Raw genomic sequence first — 20143 nt, 5'->3', positions numbered from 1 at the left:
ACTGCACCTGAAGGCCGCTCCTGCAGGCGCTGCTCTGCCTGCCCGCGGTGCGAGGGACCGGTCGGTTCCGCGTGCGGAGCTGCGAACCCGGCGGAGCCGGGACCTCTCTAGCGGTCGCCCTCGACTGCCGCGCTCCGCCTGGTCAGTCCATCGATCCAATTGCGCAGGCGATGCCAGAACACCACCACCGCCGGCGTGATGCTCACCCGGGACTGCGGCGCACGCCGCGGCCCTGGCGCCGCACGGGCTCCGGCCAGGGATTGCGCCGCGGCGGATGCGTTCGAAGCGGTTGCCGGCATCGTCGCCCGAGGCGGGGGCGCTGCTGCATGGCCGGAGCCCGAGGCACGGGGTGGCGCCAGCGGCGACGATCCGTTGCGGCGGATGGACCGGGTGCCGGACTGTGCCAGCATCCATGCGAACTCCGGATTGCGGTGCTGCCAGTTGAACGCGCGCGGGGTGTGGGATGCGGCCGCGCACTGGGTGTTGAGGTAACGGCCCAGCCGCTGCGCACGCTGTTCGAACCGCGCGCGCCAGACCGGATCGGCCTCGAAGTGGCGCGCGGCGGCGACCGCCATCAGCAGTTCGGGGTTGTGCGCGTCGGATCCATATCCCTGGTCGTCCTGGATCGCGACCACGCGCGAGCGCGGCGACACGGCCGACGAGAAATACCAGCCGATCGTGCCGCCGGCGTTGCAGCCGGACAGCCAGTCGCCGGCCTCCGCGTCCGACGCGAAACCATGCTGCTCGAGGTAGCGGCCGAAGTCGCGCAGCATCGTGGGGATGCGCTCGTCGCCCGTCACCAGCCATGCATGCCAGAGGCCGCCGACGATATTGGCGCTCATCCAGGGCGAGCCGCCGCGGACATCGGTCGCGGCATCGTAGTCGAGGCCTTCATGCGCCTGCCAGGAGTGGGTCCACGCCCCCGTGAACGGATCGCTGGCCGGCGGCGTCTGCTGGTGCGCGTAAAGCCAGCCCAGCACGTCCTCGATGCTGCGGCGCATGGAGGCCTCGCCGGTGAGCTGGTAGCCCGCAACCAGCTGCGCAAGGGCCAGCCCGACCTGCCGTTCGGTCCAGGCCTGATGGCCGCCGGTGTACGGTCCCAGTGCACCGTTCCATCCCCCGCGCACCTGGTTGTCGAACACGTGCTGCACCGTCGCGGCATCCAGCCGCGTGTCGTCGCCGGCCAGCGCGGCCAGCAGCAGGTGCGGCGTGAGGTAGCCGTACTTGGGATCGCAGGGGCTGACGCCGTCGAACTCCCATCCGCCGGTGCAGTCCGGCCACCCGCCGCCGCCGCCGGTGCGCTTGATTTTCGACAGGTAGAACGTGGCCGAGTTGTAGAACTCCAGGAACACGTCCGGCCGGCCGCTGCGCACGTACTGGTAGCCGATCACCGAGGCGCGGTCGAACAGGAACGCGTGCACGCCGCTGTAGGAGGTGTCCCTGGCCCATTGCCATTGCCGGTCGACGTAGCGGTCGTAGTCCCGATCCGCGGCGTACGGGAGCTGCGGGCCCGCGATCTGGGAATGCGTCAGCCAGGCCGGATCGAGCGTGGCGATCACGCGGGGCACGGGTGCCCCCATCTTGCCCGCGCGCGTGCCGTTGTCGTAGGGCTGCGCGGCGAGCGAGCGGGTGCGCGGCCGGCTGATGTCGAAGCGGTATGTCGTGTCCGGATCGGCCTGGAACTGCACGCGCACCGCGCGGATGCTGTTGTCCGCCCAATGCCAGCGCAGCGTCGGCGCGACGAAGGCCGGTACTTCGGCGCCGTCGGGCGCGAGGATCCGGACCCGCGCCGCGTCGGTCAGCATGCCTTGCGGAAACGGAATGCCGAGGTTGACCAGTTCGGCGTTGCCGACATCGCCATTGCGCGTCAGCGTGATGGTCGTCGGCGGGGATTGCGCGGCGACGGTGCCCCAGGGCAGGGCCAACGCAGCCAGCAGGAACAGCGATCGAACGATTCTCATGGGGTATTCCCGGGTCAATCACCCGTACAGCCGGGGGGTCGGATCTGCCGAAAGTGCCAGCGGCGCCAGGCGGGGGCCGGCGCGGATGGGAGCGGGCATACTGCGCCTGGCGACGCGGTCGGACAAGCTTGCGGCGGATACGGGTCCGACGGCCACGGTCCCGCCAGGATGCTGCCGGACCTCGCGCATCCCGGCCGTGCCGGTGGCCGGTCCGCGAGCGGCCCGGGCCGGACGCGCGGGCAGGACCGTCGAGCTCCGGGGTGCGTTCGGTACTGGTGCCGCGGCGCTGGCGCGCCGCCGGGGACGGCGCGGCGGTTTGCTAAGCTCCCGAGCCTGGTGCAACGGAGACAGAACCTGATGAGTGGAACGACGCCGGGCGCGAAGACGCCGATGCCACTCCACTGGAAGATCGCGATCGGCTTCGCCGTCGGCCTGGTGCTCGGCCTGTTCGTCCACTACGGCATCGGCGCCGAAGCCGCTTGGGTGCAGGCGCTCACGCGCTACGTCACCACGCCGTTCTCGCAGCTGTTCCTGAGCCTGATCTTCATGCTGATCGTGCCGCTGCTGTTCTCGGCGCTGGTGGTCGGCGTGTCGGAGATGGGCGACATCGGCTCGCTCGGGCGCATCGGCTGGCGCACGCTGGCCTACACCATCCTGCTTTCCGGCATCGCGGTCGTGCTGGGCCTGGTCATGGTCAACATCTTCAAGCCCGGCGCCGGCGTCGATCCGGTGCTGGCGCAGCAACTGCTGGCCGAGGGCGCGGAGCGCGCGCAGTCGATCGTCCGCGACAGCGCCACCCAGCCCACCGGCATGGAGATGGTGCTGTCGATCGTGCCGCAGAACGTGATCGGCGCGGCGTCGAACAATGCCAACATCATCGCCCTGATGTTCTTCGCGCTGATGTTCGGCGTCGGCCTGGTGCTGACGCAGACGCCGCAGACCGCGGTGCTCAAGCGCGGCATCGAGGGGCTGTTCCAGATCTCGATGACCCTGATCGGGCTGGTGATCCGGCTGGCGCCGTACGCGGTGTTCTGCTTCATGTTCAACCTCGCGGTGCTGTTCGGCTGGGACCTGCTGATCCGGCTCGGCGCGTTCGTGCTGGTGGTGGTCGGCGCGCTGGCGATCCACATGCTGGTGGTGTATTCGCTGGCGCTGCGCCTGATCGGCGGCTGGTCGCCGCTGGCGTTCTTCAAGGGCGTGCAGGAAGCGATGCTGATGGCGTTCTCGACCGCCTCGAGCAACGCCACCCTGCCGACCGCGCTGAAGGTGGCGGACGAGAACCTGAAACTGCCGAAGAAGGTCTCGCGCTTCGTGCTGACCATCGGCGCGACCGCCAACCAGAACGGCACCGCGCTGTTCGAGGGCGTGACCGTGATCTTCCTCGCCCAGTTCTTCGGCGTGGACCTGACCTTCGGCCAGCAGTTCCTGGTGATGCTGGTGTGCATCCTCGGTGGCATCGGCACGGCCGGCGTGCCGTCGGGCTCGCTGCCGGTGGTCGCGCTGATCTGCGCGATGGTCGGCGTGCCGCCCGAGGGCATCGGTCTGGTGCTCGGCGTCAATCATTTCCTCGACATGTGCCGGACCACGGTCAACGTCACCGGCGACCTGGGCATCGCCGCGCTGGTGTCGAAGGGCGAGGCCGATACCGATCCGGATTCGGTGCTCGCGCGCGCGCGCGAACCCGAGCCCGAACCCGAACCCGTGCCGCGGGCCTGATCGCCCGGGCGGCACGAACCGCCGCATCCGTTGTCGCCAACGCGCGCGGCGCATGCCCGGGCGCAATTGGTTGCCGGCGAAAGCGCACGCGATCGTCGCGATGTCCGCCACATGTCCCATGGGACATGGGACAATGGCGCGCCCCGGTTCCGGGGCCACCCCCTTCCGCACACGCCCGAACATGACGACGCCCAGCCGCAGAGAGCTTGCCAACGCCATCCGTTTCCTCGCCATCGACGGTGTCGAGGCGGCCAAGTCCGGCCATCCCGGCATGCCCATGGGCATGGCCGACATCGCCGAGGTGTTGTGGAACGACTACCTCCGGCACAACCCCGGCAACCCGCGCTGGCCCGACCGCGACCGCTTCATGCTGTCCAACGGCCACGGCTCGATGCTGCACTACGCGCTGCTGCACCTGTCCGGCTACGACCTGTCGATCGATGAGATCAAGCGCTTCCGCCAGCTCGAGTCGAAGACACCGGGGCATCCCGAGAATTTCATGACGCCGGGCGTCGAGACGACCACGGGTCCGCTCGGCCAGGGCTTCGCCAACTCGGTCGGCTTCGCGCTTGCCGAGAAGCTGCTGGCGCAGCGCTACAACCGCCCCGGCTTCGACGTGGTCGACCATCGCACCTGGGTGTTCATGGGCGACGGCTGCATGATGGAAGGCATCTCGCACGAAGCCGCGTCGCTGGCGGGCACCTGGGGGTTGGGCAAGCTGGTGGCGTTCTGGGACGACAACGGCATCTCGATCGACGGAGAGGTCGAAGGCTGGTTCACCGACGACACCCCGGCGCGCTTCGAGGCCTACGGCTGGCGCGTGATCCGCAACGTCGACGGCCACGACCCGCACGAGATCCGGATCGCGATCGAGACCGCGCTCAAGCACGACGACAAGCCCACCCTGGTGTGCTGCCGCACCACGATCGGCTTCGGTTCGCCGGCCAAGGCGGGCAAGGAGTCCTCGCACGGCGCGCCGCTGGGCAAGGACGAGGTCGAGGCCACGCGCAAGGCGCTGGACTGGCCGCACGGACCGTTCGAAGTGCCGCCGGCGATCGCCGATGCCTGGCGCGCCAACGACGCCGGCGCCACGCGCGAAGCGGAATGGAACGCGCTGTTCGAGGCGTATGCGGCGGCGCATCCGGAGCTGGCGACCGAACTGCGGCGTCGCCTGCGCGGCGAGCTGCCGGCCGACTTCTCCAGCCAGGCCGATGCCTACATCGCGAAGCTCCAGACCGAAGGTCCGGTGGTCGCGTCGCGCAAGGCTTCGCAGATGGCGATCGAGGCGTTCGCGCCGCTGCTGCCGGAACTGATCGGCGGCTCGGCCGACCTCGCTCATTCCAACCTCACCCTGTGGAAGGGCAGCCAGCCGGTCACCGGCGGGTCGGCCGAGGCCAACTACATCAACTACGGCGTGCGCGAGTTCGCCATGACCGCGATCGCCAACGCGCTGTCGATGCATTGCGGCTTCATCCCCTACGACGCGACCTTCCTGGTCTTCAGCGACTACGCGCGCAACGCGGTGCGCATGAGCGCGCTGATGCGCTCGCACGCGATCCACGTCTACACCCACGATTCGATCGGCCTGGGCGAGGACGGCCCGACCCACCAGCCGGTCGAGCACCTGGCCTCGCTGCGCTACATCCCCAACAACGACGTGTGGCGTCCCTGCGACGCGGTGGAGTCGGCGGTGGCATGGAAGTCGGCGATCGAGCGCATGGATGGGCCTGCCTGCCTGGTGTTCTCGCGCCAGAACCTGCAGCACCAGCCGCGTGACGAGCAGCAGGTGCGCGACATCGCGCGCGGTGGTTATGTGCTGAAGGATTCAGTCGGCGCGCCCGAGCTGGTCCTGATCGCCACCGGTTCGGAAGTGGAACTGGCGACCAAGGCCGCCGAACAACTCGGCGATAAGGTGCGCGTGGTTTCGATGCCTTCGACCACCGTGTTCGATCGCCAGGATGCGGCCTACCGCGAATCCGTGCTGCCGAACGCCGTGCGCAAGCGCATCGCCGTGGAAGCGGGCGTCACCGGTTTCTGGCGCCAGTACGTGGGCCTCGATGGCGCCGTGATCGGCATCGACACCTTCGGTGCCAGCGCGCCGGCGGGCGAGCTGTACAAGCACTTCGGCATCACGGTCGATGCGGTGGTCGAGGCGGCCAGGGCCCTCTAGCGCGCGGCGCAAGTCGGCCCATCTTTGCGGACGCGAGTGCTCCGTCCTCGTGCTGGTTCCCGCCTCCGACAGGTCGGCAACGAATAGCCGACCTGCCGATCCCGCATCTGCGCACCCTCGCGTCGCGACCTGACGGGCCCCGCCGCGACCCCCGGTCCTTTGCGGCGAATGTCCTCCGGCATCCGCCTGCAGGCGGATGCCTCCCCCTTGATTTCGCCGCAAAGCCGGCGGCCACGGCGGGGCTGGCTTGCGGTCGCGCGCGTGCGGGGAAGTCATTTTTCGGTGGCGTCCTGACGAAGCGTCCAACGTCCCGATATGTCGACGGGTTTCCTGCCCGGAGCATCGATCGCCAAGCACACGTAGCGATCACGTGATTGTCGATGGTGCCGTGACCGGTATCGACACTTTCGGCGCCTGCCACATCGTGATCCTGCGCCAGGGGCGAGCGCCCATGCTCATTCCGGCATCGCGAGTCGCGCGACCAGCCAGGCGTCGATGGCGGACGTGTCGGGCGGGAGCGCGGCTGGTAGCCACAGCGCCGCATCCGAGATCTCGTCGCCTGCGAGGAACGCGTGTTCGCCATCGATCCGTGCAGCGAAGATCGCGCCGGTCGAGGGCGCGCCATTCCCGGTCGCCGTCCCTGCGATCCCGATCCATCCCAGCGCACGCAGGGCGGTGGCGCGGTAGCCGGACTCCTCATGCAGTTCGCGCAGCGCGCAATGCTCCGCCGCTTCGCCCGGTTCGATCCAGCCGCCCGGCAGCTCCCAGAGGCCGCGGCGTGCATTGCGGACCAGCAGGACCTGCGAGCCACGCGACGCCAGCACCAGCGCGAAGTCGGCGGGCCGGGGCGGAGGAGACGCGTGCGCGGCATGGAACGCCAGCAGCCGCTCGCCGCGTTCGTTGACGACAGGCGGACCGGCGACCGTGGGCTTCGCCATGCGCGGAAGTTCAGCCCGCGGGGCGATCGTGCTTGCTGCCGCCGCGGCAGGACGGCGAGTCGGGCGCCGCGTCCTGCAGGGCCCACTCTTCCGGCGTGTAGGTATGCAGCGCAAGTGCGTGCACCTGTTGCATCAGCGGGCCGAGCGTGCGGTAGACCAACTGGTGGCGCTGCACCGCGCGCGTGCCGGCGAAGGCTTCGCTGGCGATCACCGCCTTGTAATGCGTCTCCAGTCCACGGCTGTGCATGTGGCTTTCGTCCGCCACCTCGAGGTACGTGGGCGACAGCGCCTGCAGGGCCCTGCGCAGCAAATCGGCTTTCGTGCTCATGGCGCGATGATACGCGCCGCCGCTGGTTGGGGTCGTGATCGCGCGCCGCCGGGGCCGCATCGCAGTGTTGCGTTCATGCCGCCGCTGCCTGCGTGCGGTGCAACGCCAGGCGCAGCAACCGCGCTTGCAGCCAGTCGCCGGCCGAGCGCGGCTGCGACAGGTCCATGCGTTCCATCGCCTCGGCATCGGTCGCATCGCCCGGCCCCGCGAGCGCAGCCGCCACCGTCGCCAGCTTGTCGCGACGCGACCCGGTGTGCGACTTCAGCCAGCCCAGCGCCCGCACCAGCCGCTGCTCCACCGGGGTGAAATCGCTGCCGAGCGGATAATCGGGCAGGGTGCCGTCGCGACGGAACGGCGCCAGCGTCGCGGCCAGCGCGTCGGCGTTGTGGTCCGACCACGCTGCCGGCATGGCGAAGTCGCCGCGCAGCTTGCGATGGCGTTTCGCGGTGGCCAGCAGCCCGTCGGCGAAGCGCGCGTCGCTCACGCCCGCCATCGCCACGATGCAGTCCTCGTCCGGCTGGCCGCGCAGGTCGGCGATGCCGTACTCGGTGATGTACAGATCGCGCAGGTGGCGCGGGATGGTGGTGTGGCCGTAGTTCCAGCGGATATTGGATTCGGCCTCGCCACCGGCTTCGCGCGTGGACCGCAGCAGCAGCGCCGAGCGGCCGCCCGGCAGTGCGTGCGCCATCGCCACGAAGTTGTACTGCCCGCCCACGCCCGAGACCACGCGGCCGTCGTCGAGCCCGTCCGACACCGCCGCGCCCAGCGCGGTCGCCATCATGCAGGTGTTGAAGAAGCGGCCGTCGCGGCGCTGCAGGCGCTCGAGCCCTTCGTCGAGCCCGTACAGTTCGTTGACCTCGCTCACGCGCTTCATGCCGATGCCGCTGCGGGTGGCATCGTCCAGCCCGTGCAGCCAGTCGTAGAAGTCCTGCGAGCCGAGGTAGAACGCGCCGTGCAGGAACTGACCGTCGCGCTCCACCAGCTCCAGGTCGAGCGCGCTGGCGCCGCCTTCGTTCACGCGCTGCATCAGCGAGGCCTTGTCGACCACCTTGCGCCGGATCACGCCCGCGTCCACCAGCCGGCGGAAGCCTTCGTTGATCATCTCGCTGCAGCCGTACAGTCCCTGCGCGAAGGGGTCGAGCCCGCCGCTGGCCCGCACCGCCGGATGCCGCTCGATGGAAGGATCCAGCGCATGCAGCACGCGACGGTAGGCGGCGTTGTCCTCGTGGCGCAGCGCCAGCGCATGGCACAGCGCGTCCGACAGCGCACCGATACCGATCTGCAGCGTGCCGCCGTCGCGCACCAGGGTGCTGGCATACAGCCCGATCGCATGCTCGGCCACGCCCACCGGCTGGCGCGGCAGCGCGAACAGCCGCGGGTAGGGCGCGGGCGGCGCCACCACCAGGTCGAACCACTCGGCGTCGACCGCGGCGGTGCCGTCCAGCCAGGGCAGCTGCGGATCGATCTCGGCCACCAGCATCGGCCGCGGCAGCCCGGCGGCCACGATCGCGTCCACCGCATCGAAGGTCAGGTCGGTGTTGGAAGACAGCGAGAGCTGCGTGCCGTCTTCGTTCGCGGCCACCTTCTGCACGATGCAGTTCACGCCGCGGTCGGCGAGCGCGCGCGCCACGTGGGTGTAGTTGAGGCTGGCATAGCGCCGCTGCGCCTGTGACGAGCCCAGCAGCGCGCCCGACTGCAGGTAGAACTCCTCCACCGACACGTGCGGGGGCAGGGCATCGCGCCGCTGCGCATCGACGTAGGCCAGTCGCGGGAAATCCGCGCCGAAATGGCGCTGCGCGAACGGCTCGAGGAAGCGTCGCTCCAGCCCAGGCGCCGCGCGCGGCGGATCCAGCGACAGCGCCGTGTACAGCGTCATCGGCCGCGCCGGATCGGCGGCCACGCGCGTGTACAGCGCGTTGAGCAGGCGATGCGGCTTGCCCAGCCCGAGCGGCGCGCCTACCTGCAACTCGCGCGGCAGGTGTTCGAGCATCCAGCCGACGGCATCGTCGAGGTCGGTGAGCATCTGGGTCATCGTGGCTCCGTCGTCACTGTTCGAGCATGTCGGGGCGGAACAGGCGCCGGCGCGACACCTCGTCGCCCGACAGCATGAACCGGCCCTCGCCGCGATAGTGCACGGTGCGCGGCAGCTTCGGCGACGTGGCCGCGCGCGCCGCCACCACGCGCCAGACGAACAGCGGATAGTCCCGGGTGATCCGTGTTTCGTGCAGTGTGCATTCGAGCGTGGCGTGGCATTGCGCGATCCCCGGTGCGGCCACCTGGCGCGACGGCGCTGCGTCCAGGCCGAAGCGTTCGAACTTGTCGACCTCGCGGCTCGAGCAGTTGCCGATACCCACCACCACGTCCAGCAGGTCGGCGGTGGGCAGGTTGATCGTGCACTCGCGGCTGCGCCGCGCCAGCGCGTGGCTGCGGTTGGCGTCCCAGATGTACGTGCCCACCAGGTCGTAGCCCAGCATCATGTGCCAGCCCAGCGTCATCACCGCGCGCTCGTCCCGCCATTGCGTGCACAGCAGCAGGACCGGGCCCGGCTCGAGGAACCGGCGGATGCGTTCGACCGGGAAGGCGCGCTTGCGGACGGGCTTCATCGCGATCTCCGTGTGGCAGGTGCGCAGCATGCCGTGCGCTGCGCGAACGTGGCGTGGTCGTGCGGCTTGCGGCGGCGCGCGCGCGGATATTTCCCGCGGCTCGGGAGCTCCGCGATACCACCGCCGCTCACAACGTATCGATCGGAATCCGCAGGTAGCGCACGCCGTTGTCGTCGGGCTCGGGCAGGGCGCCGGCGCGGATGTTGACCTGCACCGCGGGCAGGATCAGCGCCGGCATGTCCAGCGTGCGGTCGCGCGCCTCGCGCACGGCGACGAACTCGCCTTCCGTCGTGTCGGCGCGCACGTGGATGTTGCCGCGCTTCTGCGCGCCGATGCTGGTCTCACAGGCCACGTCGCGGCCGTCCGGTCCGTAGTCGTGGCAGACGAACACGCGGGTGGGCTCGGGCAGGGCGTAGAGCCGCTGGATCGAGCGGAACAGCTGCGCGGCGCTGCCCCCGGGAAAATCGCAGCGCGCGGTGCCACCGTCGGGCATGAACAGCGAATCGCCGGTGAACAGCGCATTGCCCACCAGGTATGCGCAGCTGTCGCTGGTGTGCCCGGGCACCGCGATCACCCTCGCGTCGATGCCGCCCACCGTGAACCCCTCGCCGTCGGCGAACAGGTGGTCGAACTGCGAGCCGTCCACCGGGAAATCGCCGCCCAGGTTGAACATCCGCGCGAAACGCGCCTGCACCGTGCGGATGCCTTCGCCGATCGCCAGCGTGGCCGCCGGCAGGCGCCCCTTGAGCCAATGGCCCGCGGACAGGTGGTCGGCGTGGGCGTGCGTTTCGAGCAGCCAGCGCACGTCCAGGCCCTTGCCGTGCACGTGGTCGAGCAGGCCCTGGGCCGACGCGGTACCGGTGTGGCCCGAGGCCGCGTCGAAATCCAGCACCGGATCGACGATCGCCGCCTGGCGCGTGCCCGGATCGGACACCACGTAGCTCCAGGTGCTGCTGGGCTCGTGGAAGAACGGGGCGACGACGGGCGTCACGGGGGCGGCGGGCGTGGCGGCATGGGTGCAGCGATGCTGTCACGCCCCGCATTCGGGAAGCGTAAAGTGGAGGCTCGCCCGCCGCGGAGCACCGCCATGCCCCTGCCCATCCCGCGCACCACCGCCCTGGCCGCGTGTTTCGCCGCCGCCGCGCTTGCCGCCGGCTGCGCCACCTCGCCCGCGCCGGTGGCCGGCGCCGGCACCGCCGCCGCGCCCCAGGCCATCCCCGCCCTGCACGCGCCGCGCCCGGGCCTGCTCACCGCCGGACAGCCCGCCGCCTCCGACTGGCAACGGCTGGCGGACGACGGCGTGACCACCGTGGTCAACCTGCGGCCCGAGGCGGAAATGAAGGGCCGCGACGCCCGCGCGGAAGTGACCGGCGCGGGCATGGCCTACCACGCCCTCCCCGTGGCGGGCGCGGGCGACCTCACCGACGCCAACGCCGCGAAGCTGTGGGAACTGGTGGAAGCCGGCGAAGGCACGGTGCTGGTGCACTGCGCCTCGGCCAACCGCTCCGGCGCGCTGCTGGCGATCGGCGCCGCGCGCTCCGGCGCGATGAGCCCCACCGAGGCGCTGGCGTTCGGGCAATCCGCCGGGCTCACGCATCCCGCGCTGGAGGCGGCGGTGCGGGAGCGGCTGGGGCTCACCAGGACACCTGCGGACGACTAGGGTCGCGCAAAGTATGCGGCTTCGGTTCCGCTCCGGTTGGCATCAGGGGTGCGCCGGTCACCTCTCCGGAGAGTCGCGAGTCCACATCGACGCGCAAGGGCGCGATCTCCACCCGTGGCCGCAGGCGCCGGGTGAAGTATCCGTCCTTGTAATAGCGGATCTTCCGGCACAGCACCGGATGGGCCAGGCCCTCGTACAGCAGGATCTGCTTCTCCGGCCCCAGCGCCTTCAGTTCCTGTGGCAGCATCAGCGCGCGCTTCTCCAGCACCTCGTTGTCGGACACGCCGCGCCCCCGCCCGTGCGAGCGCGTCCGTGATCGACGGCGCACGGTGGTGCTGCCCAGCATCTCGGAGTAGTCGTTGGCGTCCTGCTGTTCGCGTGGCGCGTAGACGATCTGAAGCGCATGGTTGGTGATCAGGGTGCGCGAGATCTCCTTGCCGTATACCGCATCGAGCTGCGCCATCGACTGGATGATCGGCAGCAGCCGCAGGTTGTAGCCGGCCATGTAGGCGACCGCCCTGGCAAGCGGCCAGTCACGCGAATCGATGATGGCGCTCGTGGTGAGTTCCCTGCGGGCGACATTTATCATCGGGATCGCGCTCGGCGTGGCGGTTTCGTGGGGACCCGTCTACCAGACGCTCACCGATGGCCTGGTTCGGACGATCAACGAGACTATGACCGGTGACGAAGCCGCCGAGGGTTCATACGACGACATCGACCGGACGCTGGCGATCATGCAGGTCGCGCTGACGGCGATCGATGCCGTGGACGTTCGCGACGACGTGGTCAGCCAGGAGCAGAAGACACGGGCCATGTGGTTCACCGGCGTGGGACTGGGTGGGCCCGCGATCATGGCCGCCACTGCGTTGCTGCTGAACAAGATCGCCATCGGCCTGATCCTCGGGCTAGGCCCGGTGTTCATTCTCTGCCTGCTGTTCGAGCAGACGAAATCCCTGTTCCAGCGCTGGCTGTTTTACGGCATCGGCACGCTGTTCTCCATGGCCCTGCTGAGCGTGATGGTGACGCTGGCGCTGGACATGGTGATCGCAGTGGGCATGGCGTTCTGGGTGAGCAGCACCTTCATCGGCTCGAACGAGAGTGTCACCGGCATGGCGATGCAGCAGGGGGGCCTCGGCATGATCCTCACCGCACTGATCGTGGCCGCGCCACCGATGGCGGCGATGCTGTTCCAGGGCACGCTCGGGCAGTTCACCGGCTACAGCGCGTTCGGCCCCACCCAGCCGGGCGCGCCGGGACAGCCCGGACACCCGGGGACCGGCGCCCCGATGCACGGAGGCAACCGCGGCTAGCCGTGGGCCGGCCGATGGCGACGGCCGCCCGGCGGCCCCTGTAACGCAGCCTGTGTTGCAGGCGCGGATTTCACGCGATGGATCAGCGCAGCGCGTCGTCCAGCAGGCGCGCCAGCCTGGCGCCTCCCGCCTGCACCTGCGCCTCCGCGGTCGGCCGGTACTGCTGCAGGTAGGCGTCGTCGATCTTCGCCCCCTGCGGATACACCCCCGGCGCCATGGCGATCCGGCACGACTGTTCTGCCCACACCGCCGGCGCGGCCGGCACGTAGGGGCCGGTGTCGGCCGGCAGGCGTTCCCCTTCGAGGCGCAGCGTGTCGACGTAGGCGTCCTCGTCCAGGCGCGCCGACGCCAGCAGGCGGCTGTCCCACACCGCGTGCAGGTTGGTGCCCTTGCCGCCCAGTTGCAGCTGCACGGTGTTGCCGCCGCGGTCGCGGGCGTAACCGGCGTGCATCGGCTGGTGCACGTCGCCGACGAAGTGGACGAGGAACTTCAGCGCCTGCAGGCGCTCGGCATCGCTGCGGCTGCGGTCGCCGAGGATCGCGACCTGGGCGCGGATCGCCTCGACCACGCAGTCGCCGCCCGGGCAGGCGCGGGCGGCGTCGTAGGTGCAGGCGTATTCGCCGATGTTGATGTAGTGCCACTTGGCCGATTGCTTGCCGAGAACGGGGTCGTTGGCGCGCACGTCGTCGGCCCAGTTGGCGACGTCGGCCAGCGAATCCAGTCCTTCCGTGGCCAGCAGGCGCTGCACTTCCGCGTGCGCGGGCGGGGTGAGCAGCGGTTCGGCCAGGCGCGCCACCAGGCGGTGGCCGAGCGGGCCCCAGGCGTGCGCGGCGGGCGCCCCGACCAAGGCGCAGGCGATGAGGAGGATGGCGATCAGGCGATGCATGCTGGAACTTTAACCGAAGCCTGGCGCGTGGACGGTGCGACGCGTGTGGTGCGCGCGGCTGGCCACGGGCAAGTGGAACGATTCGTGGCGTCGCAACACGCGCCTGCGGCGCGCCCCCATCCGCCTTCGGCACCTTCCCCCGCCGCGGGCGGGGGAAGGGGGTGGACGTGTTTTTGGATGGCTGCGCTCAGGCGTATCGACGTCTGTCGCGTAGCGATGCATCGGCCAGGGTTGTCCGGCGCGCCCTATCCGCCTTCGGCCCCTTCCCCGCCACGGGCGGGGGAAGGGCGGTGTGCGTTTGGACGGTGGCGCTCCGGCGTGGCGAGGTCTGTCGCGTGGGCGATCCACCGCCCTCGGTTGTCTGGCGCGCCCCCATCCGCCTTCGGCACCCTCCACCCGTGAAGGGCGCAATGCGCCGCAGACGGCCGAAGGGCGCCTGATCGGGCGTGCGATGGATCAGAACTTCAACACCCACGCGGCGCCGTAGACGAGCGGGTCGATGTTGGCCGTGCCGACCTCGACGCCGTTCACCTTCACGTCGGCATCGATGTCGGCCCAGCGTGCGTCGATGCGGATCGCGCTGCGTTCGCCGACGGCGAAGTCGATGCCGGCGTGCGCGGCCAGGCCCCAGGAGTCGTCGAGCGAGAGTTCGGTACCGGCGAGCGCGCCGGTGGTCTCCTCGCTGAAGAAGGTGGTGTAGTTCAGGCCCACGCCGACGAACGGGGTGGCCTTGCTGGCGTTGGCGAAGTGGTACTGCAGCGAGAACGTGGGCGGCAGGTGCTTGGTGCTGCCGACCTTGCCGACGCCGCGGATCTCGATGTCGTGCTGGAAGGGCAGCGCGGCCAGCACTTCGATGCCGAGGTTGTCGCGGATGAAGTACTCGGCGGTGATGGTCGGGCGCACGCTGCTGCCCACTTCGGTCGGCGGCAGCGGGCCCAGGCCCAGGGCGGTGGCGTCGAGGCTGCCGTTGTCGGACTTCGGGTCGACGTTGTGGGCGCCGAGGCCCAGGGTCCAGTCGCCCCGGGACTGGGCGGCGGCGGGCAGGGCGAGGGCGGCGGCAAGGGCCGCGAGCAGGAGTGCAGGGGTGCGGGTCATGGCACGGGTTCCGTGTGGGGTCTGCGCGCAGTCTGGAACCGGCGCGCCGGCGCCTCCTTGATCCGGATCATTGCAATCGCAACCACCGCCGCGTGCCAGCGGTGGCACGGGTCGGTCATGCGGGTGCTGCTAGAATCGGCGTTCTTTCCAACCCTGTCCGGGAGTCCGCGCACCATGGCGATCAAGGTAGGCATCAACGGGTTCGGCCGCATCGGCCGCAACGTGCTGCGTTCGGCGGTCCAGAACTTCGACGACATCCAGATCGTCGGCATCAACGACCTGCTCGAACCCGATTACCTGGCCTACATGCTGCGCTACGACTCGGTGCACGGCCGCTTCAAGGGCGAGGTCTCGGTCGACGGCAATATCCTTGTGGTCAACGGCAACCGCATCCGCCTCACCCAGGAACGCGACCCGGCCAACCTCAAGTGGGACGAGGTGGGCGCCGAGGTGGTGATCGAATCCACCGGCCTGTTCCTGACCAAGGACACCTGCCAGAAGCACATCGACGCCGGTGCGAAGAAGGTGATCCAGTCGGCGCCGTCGAAGGACGACACGCCGATGTTCGTCTTCGGCGTGAACGACAAGACCTACAAGGGCGAGGCGATCATCTCCAACGCCTCGTGCACCACCAACTGCCTGGCGCCGCTGGCCAAGGTGCTCAACGACAAGTGGGGCATCAAGCGCGGCCTGATGACCACCGTGCACGCCGCCACCGCCACCCAGAAGACGGTCGACGGCCCGAGCAACAAGGACTGGCGCGGCGGCCGCGGCATCCTCGAGAACATCATCCCGTCCAGCACCGGCGCGGCCAAGGCCGTGGGCGTGGTGATCCCCGAGCTCAACAAGAAGCTCACCGGCATGAGCTTCCGCGTGCCGACCTCGGACGTGTCGGTGGTCGACCTGACCGCCGAGCTCGAGAAGCCCGCCAGCTACGACGAGATCAAGGCCGAGATGAAGGCGCAGAGCGAAGGCGCGCTCAAGGGCATCCTCGGCTACACCGAGGACAAGGTGGTGGCCACCGACTTCGTCGGCGAAACCTGCACCTCGGTGTTCGACGCCGACGCCGGCATCGCGCTCGACCCCACCTTCGTCAAGCTGGTGGCCTGGTACGACAACGAATGGGGCTACTCCAACAAGTGCCTGGAAATGGTCCGCGTCGTCGCCGGCAAGTAAGCCGGCGGTAGCCATCCGCGATACCCGAAGCCCCGCCCGTGCGGGGCTTCTTGTTTTCGTACGCGGCCCCGTTAAGGTGGCCGGCAATGCGCCTGGTCGGGCGCCCGAGGGGATGACGCAATGGAAGGATTCCTGGTCCTGCTGGGGCTGGCGGCGCTGGCCGTGCCGGTGCTGCTGGTGGTGGCGCTGGCGTCGATCGGCGGACTCAAGCAACGCGTGGCCGAACTGGAGGACGCGGTCGCGCAACTGCGCGCCGGTGCGTCGGCCACCGATGGCGTGGCGGGATGGGTGCCCGCGCCGGGGGCGGCCACGCGGGCGCAGGCGGCTCGCCAATCGCAATCGCAGTCCCAGTGGAACGCGGCAGGCGACGGTGCCGATTCCGAATCGCGCTCGCCTGAGCGTGCGGCGGCGCGTCCGGCGACGCCCGACGCGGCGGTCGAGTCACCTGCCATCGCGGATGACTTCGCCGTCCGGCGCGAGGCCGACGCCTCGACGACCGGCGCCGCCGGTCCGCTGTCCAGCGAGCCCGATCAGCCGACACCGCAACCGCCCCCCCTGCCGTCACGCGGGGCTGGTGCCACGGCGCCACTCCCGCCCACACCGCCGCGCCGCCCGCCACCGCGCGACGTCGCCGGCACCTTCGTGCGCGCGGTGCGGCGCTGGTTCACCGAGGGGAACGTGCCGGTCAAGGTCGGCATGCTGGTGCTGCTGGCGGGCGTGGGCGCACTGCTCAAGTACGCCAACGACCAGGGCTGGCTGCAGTTGCCGATCGAGCTGCGCCTGGCGGGCGTGTCGGCCGCGGCGCTGGCGGGCCTGGTGTTCGGCTGGCGCAAGCGCATCGACAAGCCGGCGTTCGCACTGGCGCTGCAGGGCGGCGCGATCGGCGTGCTGCTGCTGGTGGTGTTCGCGGCCTTCAAGCTCTACGGGCTGGTCCCGGCGGGCGCCGCGTTCGCGCTGAGCATCGCACTGGTCGCCGGGCTGGGCGTGCTCGCGGTGTTGCAGGATTCGCGCACGCTGGCGGTGCTCGGCATCCTCGCCGGTTTCCTCGCGCCCATCTGGCTGTCGACCGGCAGCGGCAACCACGTCGCGCTGTTCTCGTACTACGCGGTGCTCAACGCGGCGATCTTCGCGATTGCCTGGGTGAAGTCGTGGCGGGTGCTCAACCTGCTCGGCTTCGTATTCACGTGGGGCATCGGTGTCGCATGGGGCGTACTCGCCTATACCCCGGACAAGCAGGCGAGCACGCAGCCGTTCCTGGTGCTGTTCTTCGCGTTCTACCTGCTGCTGCCGATCCTCTACGCGCGGCGGCGCCCGCCCGGACGCCGCGACCTGATCGACGGCTGCCTGCTGTTCGGCACGCCACTGGTGGCGTTCGCGCTGCAGGCGGCGCTGCTCGACGGCGCGCGCATGCCGCTGGCGTTCTGTGCGCTGGCGCTTGCCGCCGTGTACGCCGTGCTGGCGTGGCTGCTGCGGCGGCGCGAAGGCTACGGGGTGCTGGCGCAGGCGCACGCATTGCTGGCGGTGGGGTTCGCCACGCTGTCGGTGCCGCTGGCGCTGTCGGCGAACGCCACCGCCAGCGTGTTCGCGCTGGAGGGCGCGGCGCTGGCCTGGCTCGGGCTGAAGCAGGGTCGCCTGCTGCCGCAACTGGCCGGGCTCGGCTTGCAGCTGGCGGCGGCGGTCGCCTACGCCATCGGCATGTCGGTCGCACCCGCGGCCGGCGTCCAGGCGATCGCCAATCCCGTGTTCATGGGCGCGTTGCTGATCGCGCTCGCCGGATTCGCGAGTGCGTGGACCTATCGCGACGCAGCCGCACCGCGCATCGCGCTGGGGTACTACGCGTGGGGCCTGTTGTGGTGGTGCGGCAACCTGCACCAGGAGATCGTCGGCTTCGTGGCCGGCGAGGCGCAAGTGGACGCCATGCTGGCGGCCACTGCGCTCACCGGGTGGCTGGCGGCGGAAGTGCATCGCTGGCGGCCGGCCCGCGCGCTGGCGGCGACGGCGCTGTTCGCGCTCGCCTCGGCGATCCCGTTCGCGCTGGCGCAGACCGCGGTGCACGCGCATCCGTTCGAAGGCGCGGGCCTTTGGGCCTGGCTCGCCTACGCGACGTTCGGCGTCCGCAGCCTGCTGTGCCTGCGCGGCGACGAGGACCGGATCGGCGACTGGGCGCAGTTCGCCTGGTGGCTGGCATGGCCGTCGGTGCTGGCGCTGTTCGCCGGCTGGCTGGCCGACCGCTTCGGCCTGGCGCAGGGCTGGATGCTGGTGGCGATCGCGTTGCCGTGGACTGCGCTGGTGGCGATGTCGATGTGGCGCTGGCGCTGGCTGCGCGCGCCCCGCGGCGCCCGGTTCGATGCACTGCGCCTGCCGCTGCAACTGGTGGCGTTCGCCCTGCTGGCGCTGTGGTGGCTGGCGACCCAGTTCGCGGCAGGCGCCGCCGCGCCGCTGCCGTGGGTGCCACTGTTCAATCCGCTCGAGATGGGGCAGTTGCTGGTGCTGGTGCTGCTGGTGCGCTGGCTCTGGTCCGACCAGGCTGCGCGTGCGCTGGTCTTGCTGCGCGTGCCGCTGCTGTCGGCGGCGGGCTTCCTGTGGATCACCCAGGTCGCCCTGCGCGCGGTGCATCACTGGGGCGGCGTGCCCTGGGACGCGGGCATGATGGACGACGCGCTGGCGCAGACCAGCCTGACCGTGGTCTGGAGCCTGCTCGGCGTGATCGGCTGGATCGCGGGCTCCCGCCGCGGCCAGCGCATGCTGTGGCTGGCCGGCGCGGTGCTGATGGGTGTGGTGCTCGCGAAGCTGGTCCTGGTCGATCGCCAGCACCTGGGCGATCTGCTCGGCATCGGCTCGTTCATCGCCTACGGACTGCTGTGCACGATGGTGGGCTACTTCGCGCCGGCACCGCCGAGGGATGCGGTCGCGTTGCGGGAGGAGGCCGCATGAAGCGCCGGATCGCCACGACCTGCCTGCTCCTGCTCCCCTACCTCGCGCTCGCGGCGCCGGCCGACGACTACGCGGTGCAATGGCCGCTCGTCCTGTCCGACGACGACGCCGGCGCGTACGCGGTGGCGCTCAGCGCGCCGGTCTATCGCGCCGCCCGTTCAACGACGCTGCGCGATGTCGATGTCGTCAACGCGGCGGGCGCGACGGTGCCCGCGCAGTTGTCCGGCCCCGACGTGGAGCCTGCGGAGGCTCGACGCGTGCCGGTGCGCTGGTTCGTGTTGCCGCGCCAGGCCTCGCTTTCGCGCGGCGACCTGGCGATGGCGGTCGAGCGCAGCACCGACGGCCGGGTACTGCGCGTGGAGGCACGCAGCGCAGGCACGGACGAGGCCGCGGGGCCGGATGCGTGGCTGCTGGACACCAGTGCCATCGACACGACGATCCAGGCGCTGCACCTGGACTGGATCGGCGGCGGCGACGTCGACCGGGCCTACCGGATCGAGGCCAGCGACGACCTGCGGTCGTGGCGGACGGTGCAACCGGTCGCGCAGCTGGTGGACCTCGCGCGCGAGGGCGAACGCCTCGTGCAGCGCCGCGTGCCGGTGGACGCGCAGGCGCGCTACCTGCGGCTGATGCCGACGCACGGGCAGGGCGAGATCCGGCTGCGGTCGGTCCAGGCCGAACTGGCGTCGATGGCGGAACGTCCAACGCTGCAGTGGCAGTCGCTGTCCGGCACGCCGCTGGGGGGCCAGGGCGAGCGCGCGTACCTGTTCACGCTCGATGGCCGCTATCCGGTGGAATCCGCCGACATCGGGTATCCCGGCAACGATACCGGGCAATGGACCCTGTACAGCCGCGAGGATCCGGATGCGCCCTGGACCGCGCGCGCCGGTCCCTGGGTGGCGTTTGCGATCGGCGACGGCGATGGCGCGAACCGTTCCCCGCCGCAACCGCTCGCGCGGCCCACGCGCGACCGCGAGTGGAAGCTGGTGGGCGCGACGCCAACGACGCAAGCGCCGGTGCTGCGGCTGGGCTGGCGCCCCGAGACGCTGGTGTTCGTCGCCCAGGGCACGCCACCCTACCGCCTGGTCGCCGGCAGTACCCGCGCCGGCCGCGCCGACGCCCCGGTGGAACGCTCGCTCGGGGCCATCCGGCGCGCGCGCGGCGCAGGCTGGCGGCCGGGCGTGGCGACACCAGGCCAGATGCAGCCCCTGGCCGGCGAGCGGGCGCTCGGTCCCGCGCCCCCGGACTGGCGTACGTGGTTGTTGTGGGCGTTGCTCGCGGGCGGCGCGCTGCTGGTGGCGGCGTTCGCCGCGAGCCTGTTGCGCAAGCCACGGACCTGATCGCGATTGGTGCCAGGCGCAACGTT

Annotated in this window: 15 protein-coding genes and 1 pseudogene; 7 read left to right on the top strand and 9 right to left on the bottom strand. The window is 70.6% G+C overall.

The features are described from left to right. Nucleotides 1-107 precede the first annotated feature (107 nt). Nucleotides 108-1961 carry a hypothetical protein gene (locus FZO89_RS05700; protein WP_149102337.1) on the bottom strand — a complete coding sequence of 618 codons (1854 nt, stop codon included), beginning with the start codon at nt 1959-1961 and terminating at the stop codon, nt 108-110. A 357-nt stretch (nt 1962-2318) separates the two neighbouring features. Between FZO89_RS05700 and FZO89_RS05695 the strand changes: the two genes are divergently transcribed. Together FZO89_RS05695 and tkt are read left to right on the top strand one after the other, a co-directional pair. Next, nucleotides 2319-3677: a dicarboxylate/amino acid:cation symporter gene (locus FZO89_RS05695; RefSeq protein WP_149102336.1), complete on the top strand. Its 1359-nt coding sequence runs from the start codon at nt 2319-2321 to the stop codon at nt 3675-3677. A 181-nt stretch (nt 3678-3858) separates the two neighbouring features. Then, on the top strand, nt 3859-5847 hold the full coding sequence (gene tkt / locus FZO89_RS05690; protein WP_149102335.1) for a transketolase: 1989 nt from the start codon (nt 3859-3861) through the stop codon (nt 5845-5847). 455 nt (nt 5848-6302) lie between these two features. Here tkt and FZO89_RS05685 read toward each other — a convergent pair whose 3' ends face one another. The 5 genes from FZO89_RS05685 to FZO89_RS05665 form a co-directional block, all read right to left on the bottom strand. Continuing rightward, nucleotides 6303-6785, bottom strand: coding sequence for an NUDIX domain-containing protein (locus FZO89_RS05685; protein ID WP_149102334.1), 483 nt, complete (start codon nt 6783-6785; stop codon nt 6303-6305). Nucleotides 6786-6795: 10 nt separating this feature from the next. Next, nucleotides 6796-7113 carry a BolA family protein gene (locus FZO89_RS05680; protein ID WP_149102333.1) on the bottom strand — a complete coding sequence of 106 codons (318 nt, stop codon included), beginning with the start codon at nt 7111-7113 and terminating at the stop codon, nt 6796-6798. A 73-nt stretch (nt 7114-7186) separates the two neighbouring features. Next, entirely contained in the window at nt 7187-9145 is a 1959-nt protein-coding gene (locus FZO89_RS05675; protein WP_149102332.1) for an acetyl-CoA hydrolase/transferase C-terminal domain-containing protein, read from the bottom strand. Between the two features lie 13 nt (nt 9146-9158). Continuing rightward, the gene (locus tag FZO89_RS05670; protein WP_149102331.1) at nt 9159-9716 is read right to left on the bottom strand and encodes a flavin reductase family protein; all 558 of its coding nucleotides are present in this window, start codon (nt 9714-9716) and stop codon (nt 9159-9161) included. Between the two features lie 127 nt (nt 9717-9843). Then, nucleotides 9844-10707, bottom strand: a complete 864-nt coding sequence (locus FZO89_RS05665; RefSeq protein WP_149102330.1) for an MBL fold metallo-hydrolase — start codon at nt 10705-10707, stop codon at nt 9844-9846. Nucleotides 10708-10803: 96 nt separating this feature from the next. Between FZO89_RS05665 and FZO89_RS05660 the strand changes: the two genes are divergently transcribed. Continuing rightward, the gene (locus tag FZO89_RS05660) at nt 10804-11376 is read left to right on the top strand and encodes a protein tyrosine phosphatase family protein (RefSeq protein WP_149102329.1); all 573 of its coding nucleotides are present in this window, start codon (nt 10804-10806) and stop codon (nt 11374-11376) included. A gap of 91 nt (nt 11377-11467) precedes the next feature. Here the strand turns inward: FZO89_RS05660 and FZO89_RS05655 are convergent. Continuing rightward, nucleotides 11468-11902: pseudogene (locus FZO89_RS05655) on the bottom strand (type IV secretory system conjugative DNA transfer family protein); the annotation flags it as partial. A gap of 22 nt (nt 11903-11924) precedes the next feature. On the opposite strand from FZO89_RS05655, the gene FZO89_RS05650 reads away from it, so the two are divergent. Next, the gene (locus FZO89_RS05650) at nt 11925-12686 is read left to right on the top strand and encodes a type IV secretion system protein (RefSeq protein ID WP_187471051.1); all 762 of its coding nucleotides are present in this window, start codon (nt 11925-11927) and stop codon (nt 12684-12686) included. Nucleotides 12687-12768: 82 nt separating this feature from the next. Here the strand turns inward: FZO89_RS05650 and FZO89_RS05645 are convergent, their stop codons facing one another. Both FZO89_RS05645 and FZO89_RS05640 read right to left on the bottom strand, forming a co-directional pair. Then, complete coding sequence (locus FZO89_RS05645; RefSeq protein ID WP_149102326.1) at nt 12769-13572, bottom strand: S1/P1 nuclease; 804 nt, start codon at nt 13570-13572, stop codon at nt 12769-12771. A 456-nt stretch (nt 13573-14028) separates the two neighbouring features. Beyond that, complete coding sequence (locus FZO89_RS05640; protein WP_149102325.1) at nt 14029-14667, bottom strand: OmpW/AlkL family protein; 639 nt, start codon at nt 14665-14667, stop codon at nt 14029-14031. Nucleotides 14668-14841: 174 nt separating this feature from the next. Between FZO89_RS05640 and gap the strand changes: the two genes are divergently transcribed. The 3 genes from gap (at nt 14842) to FZO89_RS05625 (ending at nt 20117) form a co-directional block, all read left to right on the top strand. Beyond that, nucleotides 14842-15843, top strand: coding sequence for a type I glyceraldehyde-3-phosphate dehydrogenase (gene gap / locus FZO89_RS05635; protein WP_149102324.1), 1002 nt, complete (start codon nt 14842-14844; stop codon nt 15841-15843). Nucleotides 15844-15963: 120 nt separating this feature from the next. Further along, the gene (locus FZO89_RS05630) at nt 15964-18777 is read left to right on the top strand and encodes a DUF2339 domain-containing protein (RefSeq protein ID WP_149102323.1); all 2814 of its coding nucleotides are present in this window, start codon (nt 15964-15966) and stop codon (nt 18775-18777) included. Next, entirely contained in the window at nt 18774-20117 is a 1344-nt protein-coding gene (locus tag FZO89_RS05625; protein ID WP_149102322.1) for a DUF3999 domain-containing protein, read from the top strand. The genes FZO89_RS05630 and FZO89_RS05625 overlap by 4 nt, the downstream gene beginning before the upstream one ends. The last annotated feature ends 26 nt before the right edge of the window (nt 20118-20143 follow it).

The sequence above is a fragment of the Luteimonas viscosa genome (assembly GCF_008244685.1).
GTDB lineage: Bacteria > Pseudomonadota > Gammaproteobacteria > Xanthomonadales > Xanthomonadaceae > Luteimonas > Luteimonas viscosa.
Note: the sequence above shows the minus strand (reverse complement) of the source record. Positions and strands in the feature narration are given on the sequence as shown.